Origin of the sequence: Streptomyces europaeiscabiei, assembly GCF_036346855.1 — a bacterium.
Taxonomy (GTDB): Bacteria; Actinomycetota; Actinomycetes; order Streptomycetales; family Streptomycetaceae; genus Streptomyces; species Streptomyces europaeiscabiei.
On the sequence record NZ_CP107841.1, the window covers coordinates 6,124,554 to 6,143,696 of the forward strand.

The 19,143-nt window shown below is 71.5% G+C and carries 15 protein-coding genes; 10 read left to right on the forward strand and 5 right to left on the reverse strand.

Features of this window, described 5'->3' with window-relative positions:
- Positions 1-42: 42 nt before the first annotated feature.
- Together radA and OG858_RS26805 are read right to left on the reverse strand one after the other, a co-directional pair.
- Positions 43-1,452 (reverse strand): DNA repair protein RadA, encoded by a 1,410-nt coding sequence (gene radA / locus OG858_RS26800; RefSeq protein ID WP_037702379.1) that lies wholly within the window; start codon positions 1,450-1,452, stop codon positions 43-45.
- A gap of 199 nt (positions 1,453-1,651) precedes the next feature.
- Positions 1,652-3,037 (reverse strand): alpha/beta hydrolase, encoded by a 1,386-nt coding sequence (locus tag OG858_RS26805; RefSeq protein ID WP_086751016.1) that lies wholly within the window; start codon positions 3,035-3,037, stop codon positions 1,652-1,654.
- A gap of 215 nt (positions 3,038-3,252) precedes the next feature.
- On the opposite strand from OG858_RS26805, the gene OG858_RS26810 reads away from it, so the two are divergent.
- Positions 3,253-4,965, forward strand: coding sequence for a BACON domain-containing protein (locus OG858_RS26810; RefSeq protein ID WP_328544343.1), 1,713 nt, complete (start codon positions 3,253-3,255; stop codon positions 4,963-4,965).
- Between the two features lie 117 nt (positions 4,966-5,082).
- Here the strand turns inward: OG858_RS26810 and OG858_RS26815 are convergent, their stop codons facing one another.
- Complete coding sequence (locus tag OG858_RS26815) at positions 5,083-5,964, reverse strand: hypothetical protein (RefSeq protein ID WP_086749168.1); 882 nt, start codon at positions 5,962-5,964, stop codon at positions 5,083-5,085.
- 71 nt (positions 5,965-6,035) lie between these two features.
- Between OG858_RS26815 and OG858_RS26820 the strand changes: the two genes are divergently transcribed.
- The 4 genes from OG858_RS26820 (at position 6,036) to ilvD (ending at position 10,686) form a co-directional block, all read left to right on the forward strand.
- The gene (locus OG858_RS26820) at positions 6,036-6,968 is read left to right on the forward strand and encodes a Ppx/GppA phosphatase family protein (RefSeq protein WP_086749169.1); all 933 of its coding nucleotides are present in this window, start codon (positions 6,036-6,038) and stop codon (positions 6,966-6,968) included.
- A gap of 243 nt (positions 6,969-7,211) precedes the next feature.
- The gene (locus OG858_RS26825) at positions 7,212-8,033 is read left to right on the forward strand and encodes a sugar phosphate isomerase/epimerase family protein (RefSeq protein WP_319065484.1); all 822 of its coding nucleotides are present in this window, start codon (positions 7,212-7,214) and stop codon (positions 8,031-8,033) included.
- The gene (locus tag OG858_RS26830; protein WP_319065483.1) at positions 8,030-8,668 is read left to right on the forward strand and encodes a TetR/AcrR family transcriptional regulator; all 639 of its coding nucleotides are present in this window, start codon (positions 8,030-8,032) and stop codon (positions 8,666-8,668) included. Before OG858_RS26825 ends, OG858_RS26830 begins: the two co-directional genes overlap by 4 nt.
- 164 nt (positions 8,669-8,832) lie before the next feature.
- Positions 8,833-10,686, forward strand: coding sequence for a dihydroxy-acid dehydratase (gene ilvD, locus OG858_RS26835; RefSeq protein WP_319065482.1), 1,854 nt, complete (start codon positions 8,833-8,835; stop codon positions 10,684-10,686).
- 141 nt (positions 10,687-10,827) lie between these two features.
- On the opposite strand, the gene OG858_RS26840 is transcribed toward ilvD, so the two are convergent.
- Positions 10,828-13,095, reverse strand: a complete 2,268-nt coding sequence (locus tag OG858_RS26840; protein WP_328544342.1) for a serine/threonine-protein kinase — start codon at positions 13,093-13,095, stop codon at positions 10,828-10,830.
- 196 nt (positions 13,096-13,291) lie between these two features.
- Here OG858_RS26840 and OG858_RS26845 point away from each other — a divergent pair, with 196 nt between their 5' ends.
- From OG858_RS26845 to proC, 5 genes are all read left to right on the forward strand, one after another.
- Positions 13,292-13,645, forward strand: coding sequence for an SH3 domain-containing protein (locus tag OG858_RS26845; RefSeq protein ID WP_086750548.1), 354 nt, complete (start codon positions 13,292-13,294; stop codon positions 13,643-13,645).
- Between the two features lie 412 nt (positions 13,646-14,057).
- Complete coding sequence (locus OG858_RS26850; protein ID WP_086750549.1) at positions 14,058-14,612, forward strand: hypothetical protein; 555 nt, start codon at positions 14,058-14,060, stop codon at positions 14,610-14,612.
- A gap of 359 nt (positions 14,613-14,971) precedes the next feature.
- Positions 14,972-15,823, forward strand: a complete 852-nt coding sequence (locus OG858_RS26855; protein ID WP_319065480.1) for an ABC transporter ATP-binding protein — start codon at positions 14,972-14,974, stop codon at positions 15,821-15,823.
- A gap of 29 nt (positions 15,824-15,852) precedes the next feature.
- A complete protein-coding gene (locus tag OG858_RS26860) occupies positions 15,853-16,674 on the forward strand; it encodes an ABC transporter permease (protein ID WP_319065625.1) in 822 nt (273 codons plus the stop codon).
- Positions 16,675-16,790: 116 nt separating this feature from the next.
- On the forward strand, positions 16,791-17,603 hold the full coding sequence (proC, locus tag OG858_RS26865) for a pyrroline-5-carboxylate reductase (RefSeq protein WP_046704897.1): 813 nt from the start codon (positions 16,791-16,793) through the stop codon (positions 17,601-17,603).
- Between the two features lie 12 nt (positions 17,604-17,615).
- Here the strand turns inward: proC and trpS are convergent, their stop codons facing one another.
- Entirely contained in the window at positions 17,616-18,611 is a 996-nt protein-coding gene (gene trpS / locus OG858_RS26870; RefSeq protein WP_319065479.1) for a tryptophan--tRNA ligase, read from the reverse strand.
- Between the last annotated feature and the right edge of the window lie 532 nt (positions 18,612-19,143).

Sequence of the window (19,143 nt, forward strand, 5' to 3'; positions counted from 1 at the left end):
CGCACATGTGGTTCGTACGGACGGGCGAGACCTGGGCAAAGTCTACCGGCGGTCCTCCTCGTCCCGTGGGGCCTCTCGCCGACGGGATCGGGGCAGTACCCGGAGCGCGTCTCCCATGTCGGCCACTTCCAGGACCTTCATACCGGGAGGAACCTTCCCGGGATCGGACGGAACGAGCGCGTGCGTGAAGCCGAGACGGTGTGCTTCGGACAGGCGGCGCTGGACCCCGGTGACCCTTCTGACCTCGCCCGCGAGGCCCACTTCGCCGATCGCCACGAGGTTCTTGGGCAGGGGGGTGTCGGTCGCCGCGGAGGCCAGGGCCAGGGCGATCGCGAGGTCCGCGGCGGGCTCCGAGAGCTTCACTCCGCCGACCGTCGCCGAGTAGATGTCCCGCTTGCCGAGGGCGCTGATACGGCCGCGCTGCTCCAGGACCGCGAGCATCATCGAGACCCGGGAGGTCTCCAGACCGGAGGTCGTGCGCCGGGGGGAGGGGAGTTGCGAGTCGACTGTGAGCGACTGCACTTCCGCGACCAGGGGACGTCGGCCCTCCAGGGTCACGGTCAGGCAGGTGCCGGGGACCGGTTCGTCGCGGCGGGTGAGGAAGAGGCCGCTGGGGTCGGTGAGACCGGTGATGCCCTCGTCGTGCAGTTCGAAGCAGCCGACCTCGTCCGTGGCGCCGTAGCGGTTCTTGACGCCGCGGACCAGGCGGAGGCGGGCGTGGCGGTCCCCCTCGAAGTGCAGGACGACGTCGACGAGGTGTTCGAGGAGACGCGGGCCCGCGATGGCCCCGTCCTTTGTGACGTGTCCCACGAGGAGCGTCGACATTCCGCGCTCCTTGGACGCGCGGATGAGGGCGCCGGCGACCTCGCGGACCTGGGCCATGCCGCCGGGGGCCCCGTCGATCTCGGGGGAGGCGATCGTCTGGACCGAGTCGAGGATCAGGAGGGACGGCTTCACCGCGTCCAAGTGGCCGAGTACGGCGGCGAGGTCGGTCTCGGCGGCGAGGTACAGATGGTCGTGGAGGGCGTGGATGCGGTCGGCCCTCAGGCGGACCTGGCTGGCGGACTCCTCGCCCGTGACATAGAGGGTCGGGTGTTCGGCGTCGGCGGCCTTGGCGGCGACGTCGAGGAGGAGGGTGGACTTGCCCACGCCTGGTTCGCCGGCGAGGAGGACGACGGCGCCGGGGACCAGGCCGCCGCCCAGGACCCGGTCGAGCTCCGGGACTCCGGTGGTGCGGGCGGTGGCCTGGCGGCCGTCGACCTGGCCGATCGGGACGGCGGAGGTGGTGACCCGGCCGGGGGCCGTCGTACGGACGGCGGGCGTTCCGTACTCCTCGACCGTGCCCCACGCCTGGCATTCGGGGCAGCGGCCGAGCCACTTGGCCGTCTGCCAGCCGCACTCTGTGCAGCGGTAGGACGGACGGTCCTTCGCGGTCTTCGTACGGGTGGCCATGCACGAACCGTAACGGAGCCCACCGACAGCCTCCGGCGGTCGGCCGGGTTCGGGGGTGGGCCGGGGGCTTCGGGGGTGCCTGTTGGCCGTCTAGGTGCCTATCCGCCGTGGGGGTGTGCTCTTGTACGGCGACCTCGGGTGGATCGTGGTTGCTCGCGCAGTTCCCCGCGCCCCTGACGGGGCGCGGTCGCCCCCTTGCCTACTTCCGGCGTCCGATCGTCAGTTCCGCCGGCCGGTACGGCACGTACGCCGCGCCGTCGAGACCGAGGGCGAGCGCGGCGGTCTGCAGGGCGCCCGGGGTCGCGGAGGCGCCCCAGCGGCCGGAGTCGAGGCGGGACTCCAGCGCGTGGAGGGCGGCGACGGTCTCGGCGGTGGTGAAGGTGCAGTGGCCCTGGCGTTCGACGTAGGCCTGGCGCAGGAGGGCGGCGTCGCCGGAGGCGCGCACGCGGGCGGCGAAGCGGGACTCCTGTTCGACGGGGACGAGGTCGTCCGCGACGGTGTGGATGTCCAGGAGCGGGACCGCGAGGCCCTGTCCGGCGGAGGAGGTGCGCTCGCCGGCCGCGACGGCGGCCGGGTCGGCGGCGATGTCGGCGTGGGAGGTCAGGTTCCGCAGATCGGCGCGCAGGTTCAGGCCGGCCTTCTTGTACAGAGCCTTGACCAGGGGCGCGTGCTGCGAGTTCGCGAGCACGCGCGCGTAGTCGACGCCCTTGTTCCCGGAGTTGTTGCCGCCCAGGGCCTTCTCGACGTGGTGGCGGGCGGGTTCGACGCGGTTGAGGACACCCTGCGCGAGCCACGCGTACTGCTGGGCCTGCTGCGCCTCCCAGTCCCCGTCGGCGGGGCGGTCCTTGCCGGGTGCCCAGGTGGGCAGGTTGAGGTAGGCGGCGGCGAGGGCGATACGGGCGCGGCCCTCGGGAGTCTGCTGCGCGGCGACGACGGCGTCGGTGAGCTGCCGGCCGGTCGCGGCGCCCTCGGCCTCGGAGGCGAAGTCCACCAGTTTCACCGGCGTGTCCGGGAGCAGGAGCCGGGCGATCGTGTACTCGGCGTCGAGCTGGTAGGTGTGCAGGTCGTTGGCGCCGGCCACGAGACCGCACAGGCCCAGGGCGCCGTCGATCCCGCCGGCGCCGGAGCGGGCCAGCCGGGCGTTGACCAGACCGCCCATGGACTGCCCGACGGAGAGGGTGCGGGTGGGTTCGCCGATCTTCTCGGTGACCGCCGCGATGGTGGCGACCTGGTCGCGCTCGGCGCTCTCCAGGGCCCAGAGGGTCTCGCTGACGTCGTAGGAGGAGCCGGTGAGGGCGTAGCCCTCTTCGAGGAGACGCAGGCGTACGGCCTCACGGGGGGCGTTCTGGGGCACCGTGACGCCGAAGCCGTGGCTGAAGACGATCAGGGTGCCGTTCCAGTTCTCCGGGACGTCCGCGATCCAGGTGGCGCCGTCCGGGAGGGTGCCGGTGAGGCGCTCGGCGACGGGCGCGGGCGCCTGGGGGGCGGCGGTCGAGGCGGAGGCGCTGGTCAGCGAGAGGACGACGGCCGCGGCCAGGGCGGCGAGCGTGCGGGTGGAGGACGAGCGGGGGGTGCGTGCGGCCATGAGAGTGGGGCTCCTGACTCGGCGTACCTGAAGGTAACTTGGACCCCTGGGAATGTAGGCTGATTGGTGGTCGTCGTCAATAAAGTGCACAACATAAAGAGGGTGGCCCCGGAAGCAGGAGTTCCCGTCCCCTTATGAGGGATCGTTTCACCCATACGGAGTAAATGTGCTGAAGGGGTGGGAAGGTGCTGGTTCCGGGCGCCTACCGTCCATGAATGATGAGCATCAGTCCGGAAGCCTCGACCCGCACCACCGGCGCACACCGGGCGCACCGCGAGGCGCGCGATCGGGCGGCGGCGCACGCGGTGGCGCAGCGCCCGCCGGCGCGCTACGAGCCGTACCTGGACGGCCTGTTCACCTACTGCATGTCCGTGCTGTGCGACCACGACGCGGCGACCGCGGCTCTCGCGGACGTGCTCGCGCTCGCCGAGCGCCGCCGGGGCCCCGACGAGGCCGACGACCGCCGGGCCCGGCTGTACGCGCTGGCCCGGTGGGCCTGCCTGCGCAGGCTCGCCGAGGTCCGGCGGAAACGTCCGGCCCCGCATGCCTCCGCCCGCCCACCCGCACACGGCGATGGGACCGAGAAACCGCGCGCCGCGAAGACCGCCGCCGGCTCCGCCGCCCTCCCCGAGGACGAGGAGCGGCGGCGCAGACGTGAACTGGCCCTGCTCGCCTGGCCGGAGGCCGCCGGCACCACTCCCGAGCAGCGCGAGGCGCTGGAGCTGGCCGTGCGGCACCAGCTCACCGCGCACGAGGTCGCCGACGTGCTGGGGATGGACCCGGCCGCCGCGCGCGAGTTGCTCGCCTCCGCCGCCTGCGAGGTGGAGCGCACCAGGGCGGCCCTCGCCGTCGTCGAGACCGGCGCCTGTCCGAGCGTCGCCCGCCTCACCGGCGATCAGCAGCTCGTCCTGAGCGCCACCCTGCGCCGCGAACTCGTCCGGCACGTCGACGACTGCCCCGTCTGCCGCCGCGCCGCCGAGCGCGCCGTCCCCGGCCGCTGGCCCGGCACCAGCGTCACGCCCGCCGCGCTGCCCGTGCTCGAAGCACCGCGTGCGGCCCTGGCGCCCGCGAGGGCGCACTTCACGCGCGCGCGTGGCGGCGCCCCGCGCTTCGACCGGCGGGGTTTCCCCATGGACCCGAGGGACCACGCGGCCCGCCGGGACCGGCTGCGCGCGCGTGCCGTCACGACGACCGTCGTGGCCACCGTGGTCGCCGCGCCGGTCTTCGCCCTCTGGGCCGCCTACCGGGCCGCCCCCCTCATCGGCGAGGGCGGCGACGGCCGTTCGGTCAGCGCGGGCGAGGAGCAGGGCGACGGCACCGTCGGAGACGGCAGCGGCGACGCCTACGAGAACGCCGCGAGCGCTCGCACCAGGCCCGGCGCCCGCCCGGGCAAGGGGAAACACGCGGCGGACGACGTGTCCGTGGAGGTCATCCAGGGCAAGGGGCGGGGCACGCTCGCCGTCGCCGCCGCGAACGACGGTGACACCACGCTCATCACCCTGAAGGCGACCGGCGACTCACCCGTCCGCTGGTCCGCCCGCACCGGCGCCGACTGGCTCTACCTCAGCCGCTCCTCGGGCACCCTGGAACCCGGCGAGTCCGCGACGATCAAGGTGTACGTCGACCAGCTGAGCGAGCCCGCCGGGTACTGGACGGCGCAGGTGTCGCTGGCTCCGTCGGGGGCCGTGGTGACGATCGAGGGCTACGGTCCGGTGCCGACGCCACCGGTCGACTCCCGGCCGACCCCACCGGCCCCGGACCCGCCGAGGCCCACCGCCCCGCCCCCGGCACCCGATCCGGAGCCCACGCCCACCGGCCCGGCACAGCCCGACCCGACGCCGACACCCACCGACCAGGCCCCCACGGACCCGCCGGGCCCGACCCCGCCGCCGAGCGACGGCGGAGGCGACCCCCCGCCGGCCGCGTAGGCACGGCGGGGAGGCGAAGACCTTGGTTCGTCTACGGCCAGGTGAAAGACCTTGGTTCGTCTACGGCCAGGCCGAGACCTTGGTTCGCCTACGGCCGAGGTGAAGACCCTCGTTCGCCTACGGCCCGACCGGATCCGCCGGATGCGGAGCCACCAGCGGCAGCCTGGACGCCAGGCGCTGCTCGCACAGCTCGACCAGACGGTCGTACCCCGCCTTGCCCATCAGCTCGATCAACTCCGGCCGGTACGAGACGTACACCGGGTCGCCCGCGCCGTGCGCCGAGGTCGCCGACGTGCACCACCAGTGCAGGTCATGCCCGCCCGGACCCCAGCCGCGGCGGTCGTACTCGCCGATCGACACCTGGAGCACCCGCGTGTCGTCGGGCCGGTCGATCCAGTCGTACGTGCGTCGGACCGGCAGCTGCCAGCAGACGTCCGGCTTGGTCTCCAGCGGCTCGCGGCCCTCCTGGAGCGCCAGGATGTGCAGCGAGCAGCCGGCGCCCCCGGCGAATCCCGGCCGGTTCTGGAAGATGCACGACCCCTTGTACGGGCGGGTCTGGCGATCGCCGTCCTCGTCCTTGGAGACCCAGCCGGTCTTGGTGCCCACGTCGTGGAACTGCCAGATCTCCGGAGTGAGCCTCGCCACATGTCCGGCGACGCGCTTCTCGTCGTCCTCGTCCGAGAAGTGGGCACCGAGGGTGCAGCACCCGTCGGCCGCGCGACCCGCCTGGATGCCCTGGCAGCCGCTGCCGAAGATGCAGTTCCAGCGGGAGGTCAGCCATGTCAGATCGCAGCGGAAGACCTGCTCGTCGTCCGCCGGATCAGGGAACTCCACCCACGCGCGCGCGAAATCGAGCCCCTTCTCGTCCGGCGCGGTGGACTCCGCCGAGCCCTTCGTCGGCTTCGGTGGCCTGGTCGCCGCCTTCGCCCGCGAAGAGCCGTCGGCCGCGGCCGCTCCCGCTGCCGACTTGTCAGCCTTTGCCTTTTTCGTCTTTGGCACCCGTCCAGGGTACGGCGCCGGAGACCGGATCGAGGACGGTGCACGGCTCGGCTGGCAGTAGCGTTCCGCCCATGAGACTCGGTGTCCTCGACGTGGGATCGAACACGGTGCATCTGCTGGTGGTGGACGCACACCCGGGCGCGCGCCCCCTGCCCGCGCACTCGCACAAGGTGGAGCTACGCCTTGCCCAACTCCTCGACGAGGCCGGGGCCATAGATCCCGAAGGGGTCGACAAACTCATAGCCGTCGTCCACGAGGCGCTCCAGGCCGCCGAGGACAAGGGTGTCGAGGAGCTGCTCCCGTTCGCCACCTCCGCGGTGCGCGAGGCCAGCAACGCCGACGACGTCCTCGCCCGGGTGAAGGACGAGACCGGCGTCGAGCTGCAGGTTCTCACCGGCGCCGAGGAGGCCCGGCTGACCTTCCTGGCCGTCCGCCGCTGGTTCGGCTGGTCGGCCGGCAAGCTCCTCGTCCTCGACATCGGCGGCGGCTCCCTGGAGATCGCCTACGGCATAGACGAGGAGCCCGACGCCGCCGCCTCGCTGCCCCTCGGCGCCGGCCGCCTCACCGCCGGCTGGCTCCCCCGCGATCCGGCCACCCCCGACGACATCCGCGCCCTGCGCCGCCATGTCCGGGCCCAGATCGCCCGTACGGTCGGCGAGTTCAGCCGCTTCGGCGCCCCCGACCACGTCGTCGCCACCTCCAAGACCTTCAAGCAGCTCGCCCGCATCGGCGGCGCCGCCCGCTCCACCGACGGGCTCTACGTCCAGCGCGACCTCAAGCGCGAGGCCCTGGAGTCCTGGGTGCCCAAGCTCGCCGGCATGACCACCGCCCAACGCGCGGCTCTCCCCGGCGTCTCCGAGGGCCGCGCCAACCAGCTCCTCGCGGGCGCGCTGGTGGCGGAGGCCGCGATGGACCTCTTCGAGGTGGAGACGCTGGAGATCTGCCCGTGGGCGCTTCGGGAGGGCGTGATCCTGCGGCGGCTCGATCACATGGGTACGGCGTAGGCGGCGGGGTGGGCGTGTTGGTTGTCCCCCCGCGCCCCTGAGAAGCAGGGGGCGCAGCCCCTGCTTCTCAGGGGCGCGGGGATCTGCGCGACCAGCCGCCACCGGACCCGCAGCCGGTCCCCACCGGACCCGCAGCCGCCCTCCTGAGTACCCCCAACGGCGCACAGGCGAGGGCCCTCCGCCCCCGGCCGAGAACCAGACCCAGGCCCACACGACCAAACCCACCCCGTTAGGCTGTCCCGCGTGGCAGACGTCGTACGGATTCCGGATGCGAAGGTCGCCCTGTCCACGGCCTCCGTGTACCCGGAGTCGACGGCCACGGCCTTCGAGATCGCCGCGCGCCTGGGCTACGACGGCGTGGAGGTCATGGTCTGGACCGACCCGGTCAGCCAGGACCTGGAGGCCCTGCGCCGCCTCTCCGACTACCACCAGATCCCGATCCTCGCCGTACACGCCCCCTGCCTGCTGATCACCCAGCGGGTGTGGTCCACCGACCCGTGGGTCAAGCTCCAGCGCGCCCAGGCGGCCGCCGAGAAGCTCGGCGCCAGCACGGTCGTCGTGCACCCCCCGTTCCGCTGGCAGCGTCAGTACGCACGTGACTTCGTCACCGGGATCTGGCGCATGGCGGGCGAGACGGACGTGCGGTTCGCCGTCGAGAACATGTACCCCTGGCGCTACCGCGACCGCGAGATGCTCGCGTACGCCCCCGACTGGGACGTCACGAAGGACGACTACCGGCACTTCACGATCGACCTCAGCCACTCCGCGACCTCCCGCACCGACGCCCTGGAGATGGTCGACCGCATGGGCGACCGTCTGGGCCATGTGCACATGGCGGACGGCAAGGGGTCGGCCAAGGACGAGCACCTCGTGCCGGGCCGCGGCAGCCAGCCCTGCGCCGAACTGCTGGAACGTCTCGCCCGGACAGGTTTCGACGGCCACGTCGTGATCGAGGTCAACACCCGCCGCGCCATGTCCGCCGCCGAGCGCGAGGCCGACCTGGCGGAGGCCCTCGCCTTCACCCGGCTGCACCTCGCCTCCGCCGTGCGGGTGCCCCGGCCGTGACCTCGGCCACCCCCCGCCGCCGGGGCCGGCCCTCCCGTACGGAGTCGGCCGACACCCCCGCCGCCCGCGACCGCATCCTCGCCGCGGCCCGCGAGGAGTTCTCCGAGCGCGGCTACGACAAGACGTCCGTACGCGGCATCGCCAAGGCCGCCGGGGTGGACTCGGCGCTCGTGCACCACTACTTCGGCACCAAGGACCAGGTGTTCGAGGCGGCCATCACGCTCTCCTTCGCCCCGGCGATGGACGCGCCCCGGATGGTCGAGGAAGGCCCCCTCGACGGTGTCGGCGAGCGGCTCGCCAGGTTCTTCTTCAGCGTCTGGGAGAACCCGGCGACCCGTGTGCCCCTGCTCGCGATCGTCCGCTCCGCCGTGAACAACGAGGCCGCCGCCGCCGTCTTCCGCCGCATCGTCGCCACCCAGGTCCTGCGTCGCATCGCCGACCGCCTGGACGTCCCGGACGCGGAACTGCGGGCCGAGCTGGCCGCCGCCCAGCTGGTGGGCATCGCGATGCTCCGGTACGTGATCAAGGTCGAGCCGCTGGCGTCGGCGGACCCCGAGCAGATCATCGGGAGAGTGGCGCCCGTGGTGCAGGCCCACCTCACCGGGCCCGGTCTTCAGGAGCGCGGGGCTGTATAGACGTGCGCTCCACCGCGAGCGCCGACCGGTCCCCGCCGGACCCGCAGCCGAAAACCGAGACACTCATCCCGCATTACGGACAAGCTGTCCAACCCTTGGAGCAACGGGCGTACGCTCGACTCAGTCAGAAGTCTCTGATCGCAGTCTCTGAAGGAGCGAGCGCGATGCCCCAGCTGAGGTCCCGCACAGTCACCCACGGCCGCAACATGGCGGGCGCCCGCGCCCTTATGCGGGCCTCCGGTGTACCGGGCGCGGACATCGGCCGCAAGCCGATCATCGCGGTGGCGAACTCCTTCACCGAGTTCGTTCCGGGCCACACCCACCTCCAGCCGGTGGGCCGCATCGTCAGCGAGGCGATCCGCGAGGCCGGTGGCATCCCGCGCGAGTTCAACACGATCGCCGTCGACGACGGCATCGCGATGGGCCACGGCGGCATGCTGTACAGCCTCCCCTCCCGCGACCTGATCGCGGACAGCGTGGAGTACATGGTCGAGGCCCACTGCGCGGATGCCCTGATCTGCATCTCCAACTGCGACAAGATCACCCCGGGCATGCTGAACGCGGCCCTGCGGCTCAACATCCCGACCGTCTTCGTCTCCGGCGGCCCCATGGAGTCCGGCCGGGCCACGCTCGTCGACGGCACGGTCCGTACGCTCGACCTGGTCGACGCGATCTCCGACGCGGTCAACGACAAGATCTCGGACGAGGACATCCTCCGTATCGAGGAGAACGCCTGTCCGACCTGCGGCTCCTGCTCCGGCATGTTCACGGCCAACTCGATGAACTGCCTCGCGGAGGCCATCGGACTCGCCCTCCCGGGCAACGGCTCGGTCCTGGCCACGCACACGGCCCGCCGGGCGCTGTACGAGAACGCGGGCCGCACGGTGATGGACATCACCCGCCGCTACTACGAGCAGGACGACGAGACGGTCCTGCCCCGCAACGTCGCCACCTTCGCGGCCTTCCAGAACGCCATGGCCCTCGACATCGCGATGGGCGGCTCGACCAACACGATCCTGCACCTGCTGGCCGCCGCCCAGGAGGCGGGCGTCCCGTTCGACCTGGACGACATCAACGAGGTCTCGCGGCGGGTGCCGTGTCTGGCGAAGGTCGCGCCGAACGTCGCCAAGGACCGCACGTACTACATGGAGGACGTGCACCGGGCCGGCGGCATCCCCGCCCTCCTCGGTGAACTGCACCGCGCGGGCCTGCTCAACGAGGACGTGAACTCGGTTCACAGCCCGTCCCTCGCCGACTGGCTGAAGACCTGGGACGTGCGTGGCGGTTCCCCGTCGCCGGAGGCCCTGGAGCTGTGGCACGCGGCACCCGGCTGTGTCCGTTCCGCCGAGGCCTTCTCCCAGTCCGAGCGCTGGGAGGCCCTGGACGTGGACGCCGCCGGAGGCTGCATCCGCAGTGCCGAGCACGCGTACTCGAAGGACGGCGGCCTGGCGGTCCTCAAGGGCAACCTCGCCGTCGACGGCTGCGTGGTGAAGACGGCCGGTGTCGACGAGTCGATCTGGACGTTCGAGGGACCGGCGGTCGTCTGCGAGTCGCAGGAAGAGGCCGTCCAGAAGATCCTCATGAAGGAGATCACCGACGGCGACGTCGTCGTCATCCGCTACGAGGGCCCCAAGGGCGGCCCCGGCATGCAGGAGATGCTCTACCCGACCTCGTACCTGAAGGGCCGGGGCCTGGGCAAGACCTGCGCGCTGATCACCGACGGCCGCTTCTCCGGCGGCACCTCCGGCCTCTCCATCGGCCACGCCTCGCCCGAGGCGGCCGCCGGCGGCACGATCGCCCTCGTCGAGGACGGCGACCGCATCCGCATCGACATCCCGAACCGTTCGATCGAGCTGCTGGTCGACGACGCCGAGCTGGCCCGCCGCGAGCAGGCCCTGGGCGGCGTCCACGCCCCGAAGAACCGGGAGCGCAAGGTGTCGGCCGCCCTGCGCGCCTACGCCGCGATGGCCACCAGCGCCGACAAGGGCGCGGTGCGCGACATCAGCAAGCTGGGCTGAGCACCGGGCGCCGAGGGCCGTTCCCGTAGGGGGGCGGCCCTCAGCCGTGAAGCGGTGAAGCCGTGCGGTGCTGCGGTGGTGTGGTGCTGCGGTGGTGGTGTGGTGCTGCGGTGGTGCGTCGTCCAGCCGAGCAGGGCCGCGTCACCAGCTCGCCGGGTCGCTCCCGTCCAGACCGAGCACGGTCCCGTCGAGCGCGCCCGCGCAGACGCGGCCGTCGATGATCACGGGCTCGGGCAGCGACCCGGTGACCCGGTCGGAGCCCCCGAGCCGTGACGGCGTGTCCCCGCTGATCCGGCCCTTGAGCAGGTCCACCGCCAGCAGTCGTCCGTCGGACGAGGTGAAGTACACATGCCGGTCGTCGGCGACCGGTGCCGAACCCCGCGCGACCCCCGTCTCGGTCCGCCACAGCTGCTTGCGGGCCTTCATGTCGACGGCCACGAGCGAACCCCCCGCGCCGCTCAGCAGGTACACGACGTCGTCCCGCACGACCGCGCGGGCCTGTTCGAGCCGCACGGGCAGCGCGAACCGGACCGTCGCCCCGGTGCCGGGGTCGTACCGGACCACGTCGACCGTGTCGGAGAAGGCGCCGCCGATCGCGGTGAGGAAGAGGACGCCGTCCTGGGCCCCCACCGGTTCCAGGCGACCCTCCAGCCGGGCGTCCCACCGCACGTCCCCCGTGTCCGGGTCCACCGCGGTGATCCGTGTCCGCGTCCCCGCCCCCTCGCCGGTGACGCTCGCCACGTACGCCGACCGGTCCCCGTCGAACGACGTGAAGTAGGCCTCCGGCTGCCCGGGGATCCGCCCGCTCCACAACGTGTCGCCGGTGGCGCCGTCCACGCCGGTGACCGTCCCGTCGGCGGCGGTCAGCAGCAGCGTGCCGCCCACGTACCGCTTGCCGCCGTACGAGGAGATGTCCCGCTGCCACCGCACCTTGCCGGTGCCGGGGTCGAGCGCCTGGACCCGGCGGCCCCGGTCCGTCAGCACCTGCACCAGCCCGCCCGCCTCGACGGGCGGGTCACCCGTGCCCACCGCACCCGCCCCGCCGACGGTGTGCCGCCACAGCACGCTGCCGTCCGCCGGATCCAGCGCGGAGACCAGCCCCGGCTGGACGCACAACAGCTTCCCCGCCCCGTACGAGCACTGCGGCGCGCTCTTCTCCTTCGCCGCCGGTCTGGTGGCCCAGGCTTCCAGGGCGGGCGTGGCTGCCGCGGCACCACTGGCCCGCGGCCGGGGCGTATCACCGCCCGACCGCCCACCGTCACCCCCCAGCGCCCGCACCGAGGCGAACCCCCCACCCACGACGAGGACCAACGTGGCGGCGACCAGCACGGCCCGCCTGCGCGGCCGGCCACCGGCCCGGTCCCCACGCCCGGAGTGGCCCCGCCCGTCGGCCCCGTCACGGCTGCCGCTGGTATCGGCGCCCGTGCCGGGGGCCGAGCCCGCCCTTGTGTCCTTGCCCGCCCATGTGCCCCTGCCCGTGCCGTCACGGGTGTCCTTGTCGGCGGCCTGACCGGGCGAAGACGCCCAACCCGCTCCCTCTCGCTCCCGCTGGGTCGTCACGAAGGTCTGGGTGTCGTACGAGGCGGCCACGGACCGGAGTTCGTGCATCAGGTCGTCCGCCGTGGGCCGGTCCTCGGGCTCCTTGGCGAGACAGGCGCGGACGAGCGGCGCGAGGTTCTCGGGTACGTCGGTGAGGTCCGGCTCGTCGTGGACGACCTGGTAGGCGACGACGTAGGGGCTGTCGGAGTCGAAGGGCCCGCGCCCGGTGGCCGCGTGCACGGTGACCGAGCCGAGGGCGAAGATGTCGGCGGCGGGCCCGACCTCCCTGGGCCGCCGGAACTGCTCGGGGGCCATGAACGGCGGCGTGCCGATCAACTTCCCCGTCTCGGTGCGCAGTTCGCTGTCCTTCGGCCGGGAGATGCCGAAGTCGATGACCTTGGGACCGTCCTCGGCGAGCAGTACGTTGCTGGGTTTGAGATCCCGGTGCACGACACCGGCGCGATGGATGTCGCGCAGGGCCTCCGCGAGCCCGGCCATGAGCCGCCGCAACTGCCCCGGCGGCATGGGCCCGTTCCGCTTGACGTGCTCGGCGAGGGTCGGGCCGGGGATGAAGAGGGTGGCCATCCAGGGTCGGGCGCTGTCGGTGTCGGCATCCACGACCGGCGCGGTGAAGGCACCGCTCACCTGTCGGGCGGCAGCGACCTCCTGCCTGAAACGCCCTCTGAACTCGGGGTCCTTCGCGAACTCGGCGTGCACCACCTTCACCGCGAGCCGCAGTCCGGAGGTCGAGGTGGCCAGATGGACGACGCCCATGCCACCGGAACCCAGACACGACTCCAGACGGTACTGGCCGGAGTACTCGGGAAGTTCCGCTTCCGCTCCCGACCCGGTGCCCCGCTGCGGTGCCATGGGTCCACCCCCGTGCTGTTTCGGCCGCTCGCGCGACGCTCGGAGCCTAGTCGATGACGCGTACGGGACAGAGGCGGCTTGCTAGCCTCCACGTGCGAAAAACGGACAGGTGTGTGTGTCCTGATTCAGGGGTATCAAAGGGTCCCCATGGCTCGCATGGGGACTAAACGGGGTTCCAAACGGGGGGAGTTCAGCCATGTCTGTCGACCATGTCGAAGAGATCGCGGGGAATGGCGAGGGGGAGGGGATCGCCACGGCGTCGGCCGAGGCATCGGCCACCGCAGCGACGGTGACGGCAGCCGTTCGCTACTACTCGGTCGCTCCGGGCGTCCGTGTCAACGTCCGCAGCGGCCCGAGCACCAGCTACGGCATCGTGCGAGTCCTCGCCGAGGGCGCCAGGGTGCCGATCTACTGCCAGACCCCGGGCCAGACCATCACCGGCCCCTACGGCACCACCAACGTCTGGGACAACATCGACGACGGCCAGTACATCTCCGACGCCTACGTCTACACCGGCAGCGACGGCTACGTGGCCGGACGCTGCGGCTGACCCGAGGCGGGACGACGTGACGTGACGCGGCGTGACGCGGCGTGACGTACTGACGGCGAGACGGCACGGTGCCGACGGCGACGTGGACCGCCTTTGACGGCGACAGGGCGCGGCGACACGGCGCGACGGCATGTCGCGACGGCACTGAGATCGCCGCAGTACCCGTGCGGGTACTGCGGCGAAGCCGCCGGGGATTCTTGGGAGGGCGCCCGGACGGGGCCGAGGGCGCTTGGTGCCGCGGTGCGGCCGCTCGACGCCGCCGCGGGGAATCACCGCGAAGCCGCCTCGCACCGCCGTGAAGCCGCCCGGTTCGCCAGGGGCCGCCTGGCGCCGCCGGATATCCACCGCCAGGCCTACGGACGCCGCCACGAAGCCGCTCCCGCCCCGCGGCCATAATCGACCCGTGAGCGACATGAGCGACAGATCGAAGAACAACGAGGCGGAGCAGGGGCAGCAGCCGCGAGACCCGCAGGAGCTCCAAGCGTCCCCGGCTTCCCCGAAGACCCCCACAGGCCCTCGCCCCGAACCCATCCGCTTCTTCGGGACGACCTGGCTGAACCACGACGGCAACTACACGGCTCGCCGCGCTACCGTCACCGCCGGCTCGCTCGCCGCCCTGGCCGTCTCCTGCCTGGTGCTGCGCCTGGCCTACGAGGGCCTGCAACTGGCCGCCGTCGGTGGTTTCGTCAGCATCCTGGTCGTCGTCATGTTCGCCACCTGCAGCGTGCTGGCCTTCGGTCATACCTGGGGAGCCTTCACCAAGCGCCCCGACCCGGCCCGCCAGTCCTCCCTGCGGGGCCTCCTCACCATCGGCTTCCTCGGCTCCCTGACCGCCTACTTCCTCCGCTCCCTGAAGGAGGCCCCGGGCGAGTCCCGCCACCGCGAGGAATACACCGCGGCCCGTCGGCAGTACGACCGCCGCACAGCCAAGCGCACGAAGAATCCAGCAAAGCGACGTCGGCCCTAGCCGACCGGGGGCGCCGCGCCCGCAACGGGCAAGGGGAACTGCGCGAGCAACCACGAACCACCCGCACCCGCCCCCCCACACATACCGAGATCGCACCCCTTCCTCCTTTCCCCCTTTCCGCCTTCCCCTCCGCCGCAACGCGGCCCCCGGCGCAAAGGAAGGAGCGACACCTGGATCGACATGGACTTGGGGTATCGCGATCACGGGGACTCACCACGGAAGCGCACGCCCCCGGAACCCCCACCTCCGGTCACCCCACCGGGCGCCCGCGCCCCTTCTCGCTCCCGCCGCGCCCCCACGCAACGAACCCGGGCCGCCCCTCCCTTGACGTCCCACCCGCCCTGCGCAATATTCATCGCATGATGAATTATTCGCGGAGCGAACCCCCACCCCAACCCACCACTCCCGTCGGCTCCGTCCCCCTCCCCGCCGTCCACGCGCAAGCACTCACCGTCGCCCGCGGCCCGCGCACGGTGCTCCACGCCCTCGACTTCGCCGTGCCCCAAGGCCAGATCACCGGCCTCCTCGGCCCCTCCGGCTGCGGAAAATCCACCCTGATGCGAGCGATCGTCGGAACCCAGGCCAAGGTCACCGGCACCCTGAACGTCCTCGGCCACCCCGCAGGCGATGCCACCCTCCGCTCCCGCATCGGCTACGTCACCCAGGCTCCCTCCGTGTACGACGACCTGACGGTCAGCCAGAACCTCGCCTACTTCGCCGCGATCCTCGACCCCGGTCGCTCCGCCGCCGACCGTCGCCACGAGAACGTCACCCGGGCCATCGCCGACGTCGACCTCACCACCCACGCCGACGCCCTCGCCGGCAACCTCTCCGGCGGCCAACGCAGCCGTGTCTCCCTGGCCGTGGCCCTTCTCGGCACCCCCGAACTCCTGGTTCTCGACGAACCCACCGTCGGCCTGGACCCCGTCCTGCGCCGCGAACTCTGGACCCTCTTCCACACCATCGCCACCGAACGCCGGGCCACCCTCCTGATCTCCTCCCACGTCATGGACGAGGCCGAGCGCTGCCACCGCCTCCTCCTCATGCGCGAGGGCGAGATCCTCGCCGACGACACCCCCGAGGCCCTCCGCACCCGCACCCAGGCGGAAACAGTCGAAGCGGCCTTCCTCCGCCTGGTCGACGAGGCCACCGCGACCACACCCACGGCCGCGACCGGGACCGACGCACACCACAAGGAGCCGGCGCGATGACCACGACGACGAACACCGACGCGAAGAAGATGAAGAAGGCGAAGAAGGCGAAGAAGGGGAAGACGGAGAAGAAGATCGAGTCCACGACCCCCGCAGCCCTTCGCCCCAGGGCGCTCAGCTACTCCCGTACGACCGCCACAGCCGCCCGAGTCCTCCGACAACTCGGCCACGACCCCCGCACGATCGCCCTGCTGATCCTCATCCCGTGCGTGATGCTGTTCCTGCTGCGCTACGTCTTCGACGGCAACCCACGCGTCTTCGACTCCATCGGCGCCTCGCTCCTCGGCATCTTCCCGCTGATCACGATGTTCCTGGTGACCTCGATCGCGACCCTGCGCGAACGCACCTCGGGCACCCTGGAACGACTCCTCTCCATGCCCCTGGGCAAGGGAGACCTCATCGCCGGCTACGCCCTGGCCTTCGGCACCCTGGCGATCATCCAGTCCGCCCTCGCCACGGGTCTGGCCGTCTGGTTCCTCGACCTGGACGTCACCGGCTCCCCCTGGCTCCTCCTGGTCGTCGCCCTCCTAGACGCCCTACTGGGAACCGCCCTCGGCCTCTTCGTCTCGGCCTTCGCCTCCTCCGAGTACCAGGCCGTCCAGTTCATGCCGGCCGTGATCTTCCCCCAGCTCCTCCTCTGCGGCCTGTTCACCCCCCGCCCCGACATGCACCCCGCCCTGGAAGCCGTCTCGAACGTCCTCCCCATGTCCTACGCCGTCGACGGCATGAACGAAGTCCTCCTCCACACCGACATGACCGCCACGTTCGTACGCGACATCGCGATCGTCGCCGGCTGTGCCCTCCTGGTCCTCACCCTCGGAGCGGCCACCTTGAAGCGCCGGACGGCCTGACGCACACCAGCCACCCCGTCCACCTGACATCCCGCCCACCGGACAGCGCAGCCGAACCGCCACCCCCGGTGCGAGGATGGACCTAGGACGACGCACCCCCGGAGGGCACCCGCACCATGAGCCAGAAAGTCGCAGTCCTCGGCACCGGCAAGATCGGCGAGGCCCTTCTCAGCGGCATGATCCGGGCCGGCTGGGCGCCCGCGGACCTCCTGGTCACGGCCCGCCGACCCGAACGCGCCGAAGAGCTCCGCACCCGCTACGGCGTCACCCCGGTCACCAACGCCGAGGCCGCGAAGACCGCCGACACGCTCATCCTCACGGTCAAGCCTCAGGACATGGCCACCCTCCTCGACGAACTCGCCCCGCACACCCCCGCCGACCGCCTGGTCGTCAGCGGCGCGGCGGGAATCCCCACCTCCTTCTTCGAGGAGCGCCTGGCCGCAGGCACCCCCGTCGTCCGTGTCATGACGAACACCCCCGCCCTGGTCGATGAGGCCATGTCCGTCATCTCCGCCGGCAGCCACGCGAGCGAGGCCGATCTCGCGCACGCCGAAGAGATCTTCGGCGCCGTCGGCAAGACACTTCGCGTCCCCGAGTCCCAGCAGGACGCCTGCACGGCTCTCTCCGGCTCCGGCCCGGCGTACTTCTTCTACCTGGTCGAAGCCATGACCGACGCCGGCATCCTCCTCGGCCTGCCCCGGGACAAGGCCCACGACCTGATCGTCCAGTCCGCCATCGGCGCGGCCACGATGCTCCGCGACAGCGGCGAACACCCCGTCAAGCTCCGCGAGAACGTCACCTCTCCCGCCGGCACGACGATCAGTGCCATCCGCGAACTCGAGAACCACGGAGTACGCGCCGCACTGATCGCCGCCCTGGAGGCCGCCCGCGACCGCAGCCGCCAACTGGCCTCCGGCAACAACAGCTGACGGCGCCCGCGGTCAGCCGACCAGCAGACCGATCGCCCGATACGCCTCATCCACCCTCGGGCGAGCCATCCCTCTGGCCTTCTCCGCACCCAACCGCAGCACCCCCTCGACATACGCAGGATCCGCGCACAACTCCTTGTGCCTCTCCTGTACGGGCCTGAGGAGCTCGACCACGGCCTCTGCGGTGTCCTTCTTCAGTGCTCCGTACGATTCATATACACCGCTCAGGTCCTCGGGGTTCCCACCCTCACAGGCAGCGAGGATCTCCAGCAGATTCGCGAGCCCCGGCCGCTCCTCCCGGTCGTAGACGACGTCACGCCCGCTGTCGGTCACGGCCCGCATGACCTTCTTCCGTACCACGTCCGGCTCGTCCAGCAGATAGACGATCCCCGGCCCGACGTCGTCGGTCTTCCCCATCTTCGACGTCGGGTCCTGCAGATTCATCACCCGGGCCCCGACCTTCGGAGGAGTGGCCCGCGGCACCACGAAGGTCTGCCCGTACCGCTGGTTGAACCGCACCGCCAGATCGCGCGTCAGCTCCACATGCTGCGTCTGGTCATCGCCCACGGGCACCTCGTCGGTCCCGTAGGCCAGGATGTCCGCAGCCATCAGCACGGGATACGTCAGCAGCGACAGCCGGACACTCCCGCCCCGCTCCCGCTCCCGCGCCGCCTTCTCCTTGTACTGGATCATCCGCCGCATCTCGCCGTCCGTGGCCACGCACTCCAGCAGATACGACAACCGCGCGTGCTCATCCACATGACTCTGCACGAAGACGGTGCACAGCTCCGGATCCAGTCCCGACGCCAGCAACAGGCTCGCCGCCTGTCGGCTGAGCCTGCGCACCCGCGCCGGATCGTGGTCCACGGTCAGCGCGTGCAGATCCACGACGCAGAACAACGCGTCCGTCCCGTGCTGATCGACCTCGGCCCACCGCCGTACGGCTCCCAGGTAGTTCCCCAGCGTCAGATGCCCTGTCGGCTTGACTCCACTGAAGACCCGTGTCATCTCTCCACCTCCTGATCGGGACCGCCGCCACCGGCCGGCCGTCCCTCAGGAGGGAGATACGAAAACGGCCGCCGGGGCGGCGGCCGTCGAGTACATACGTGCGTACGGCCGCCTTCAGGCGGCCCACCACTGCTGGTGACACGTACGCGTAGTCATGGACGCCAGGCTACGCCCGTGGGGGACCGCACGACGGCGAGTTGACACACCCAGAGCCGGTACGTAGTGTTCTCCGGGTTGTCCGACGTGAGCGCCGACCTCGGTCGGTCCCCGGACAGCCATTCGCAGGTAACCACCAACAACCGACGACCCGTCGTCGTGTCATTGGCGTGCGTATTTGCGAAATGAGGAATCCGCGTTCGAAAGGACGCAGCCCCCGATTAGCTCGGGAGCCGGGAATCCGCTAAAGTCTCACTCGTCGGAACGGCCCAACAGCCGCGAAGACAACGCCCGCTGACTGGGAATCAGGCCCGAAAGGATCTGATAGAGTCGGAACCGCCGGAAAGGGAAACGCGAAAGCGGGAACCTGGAAAGC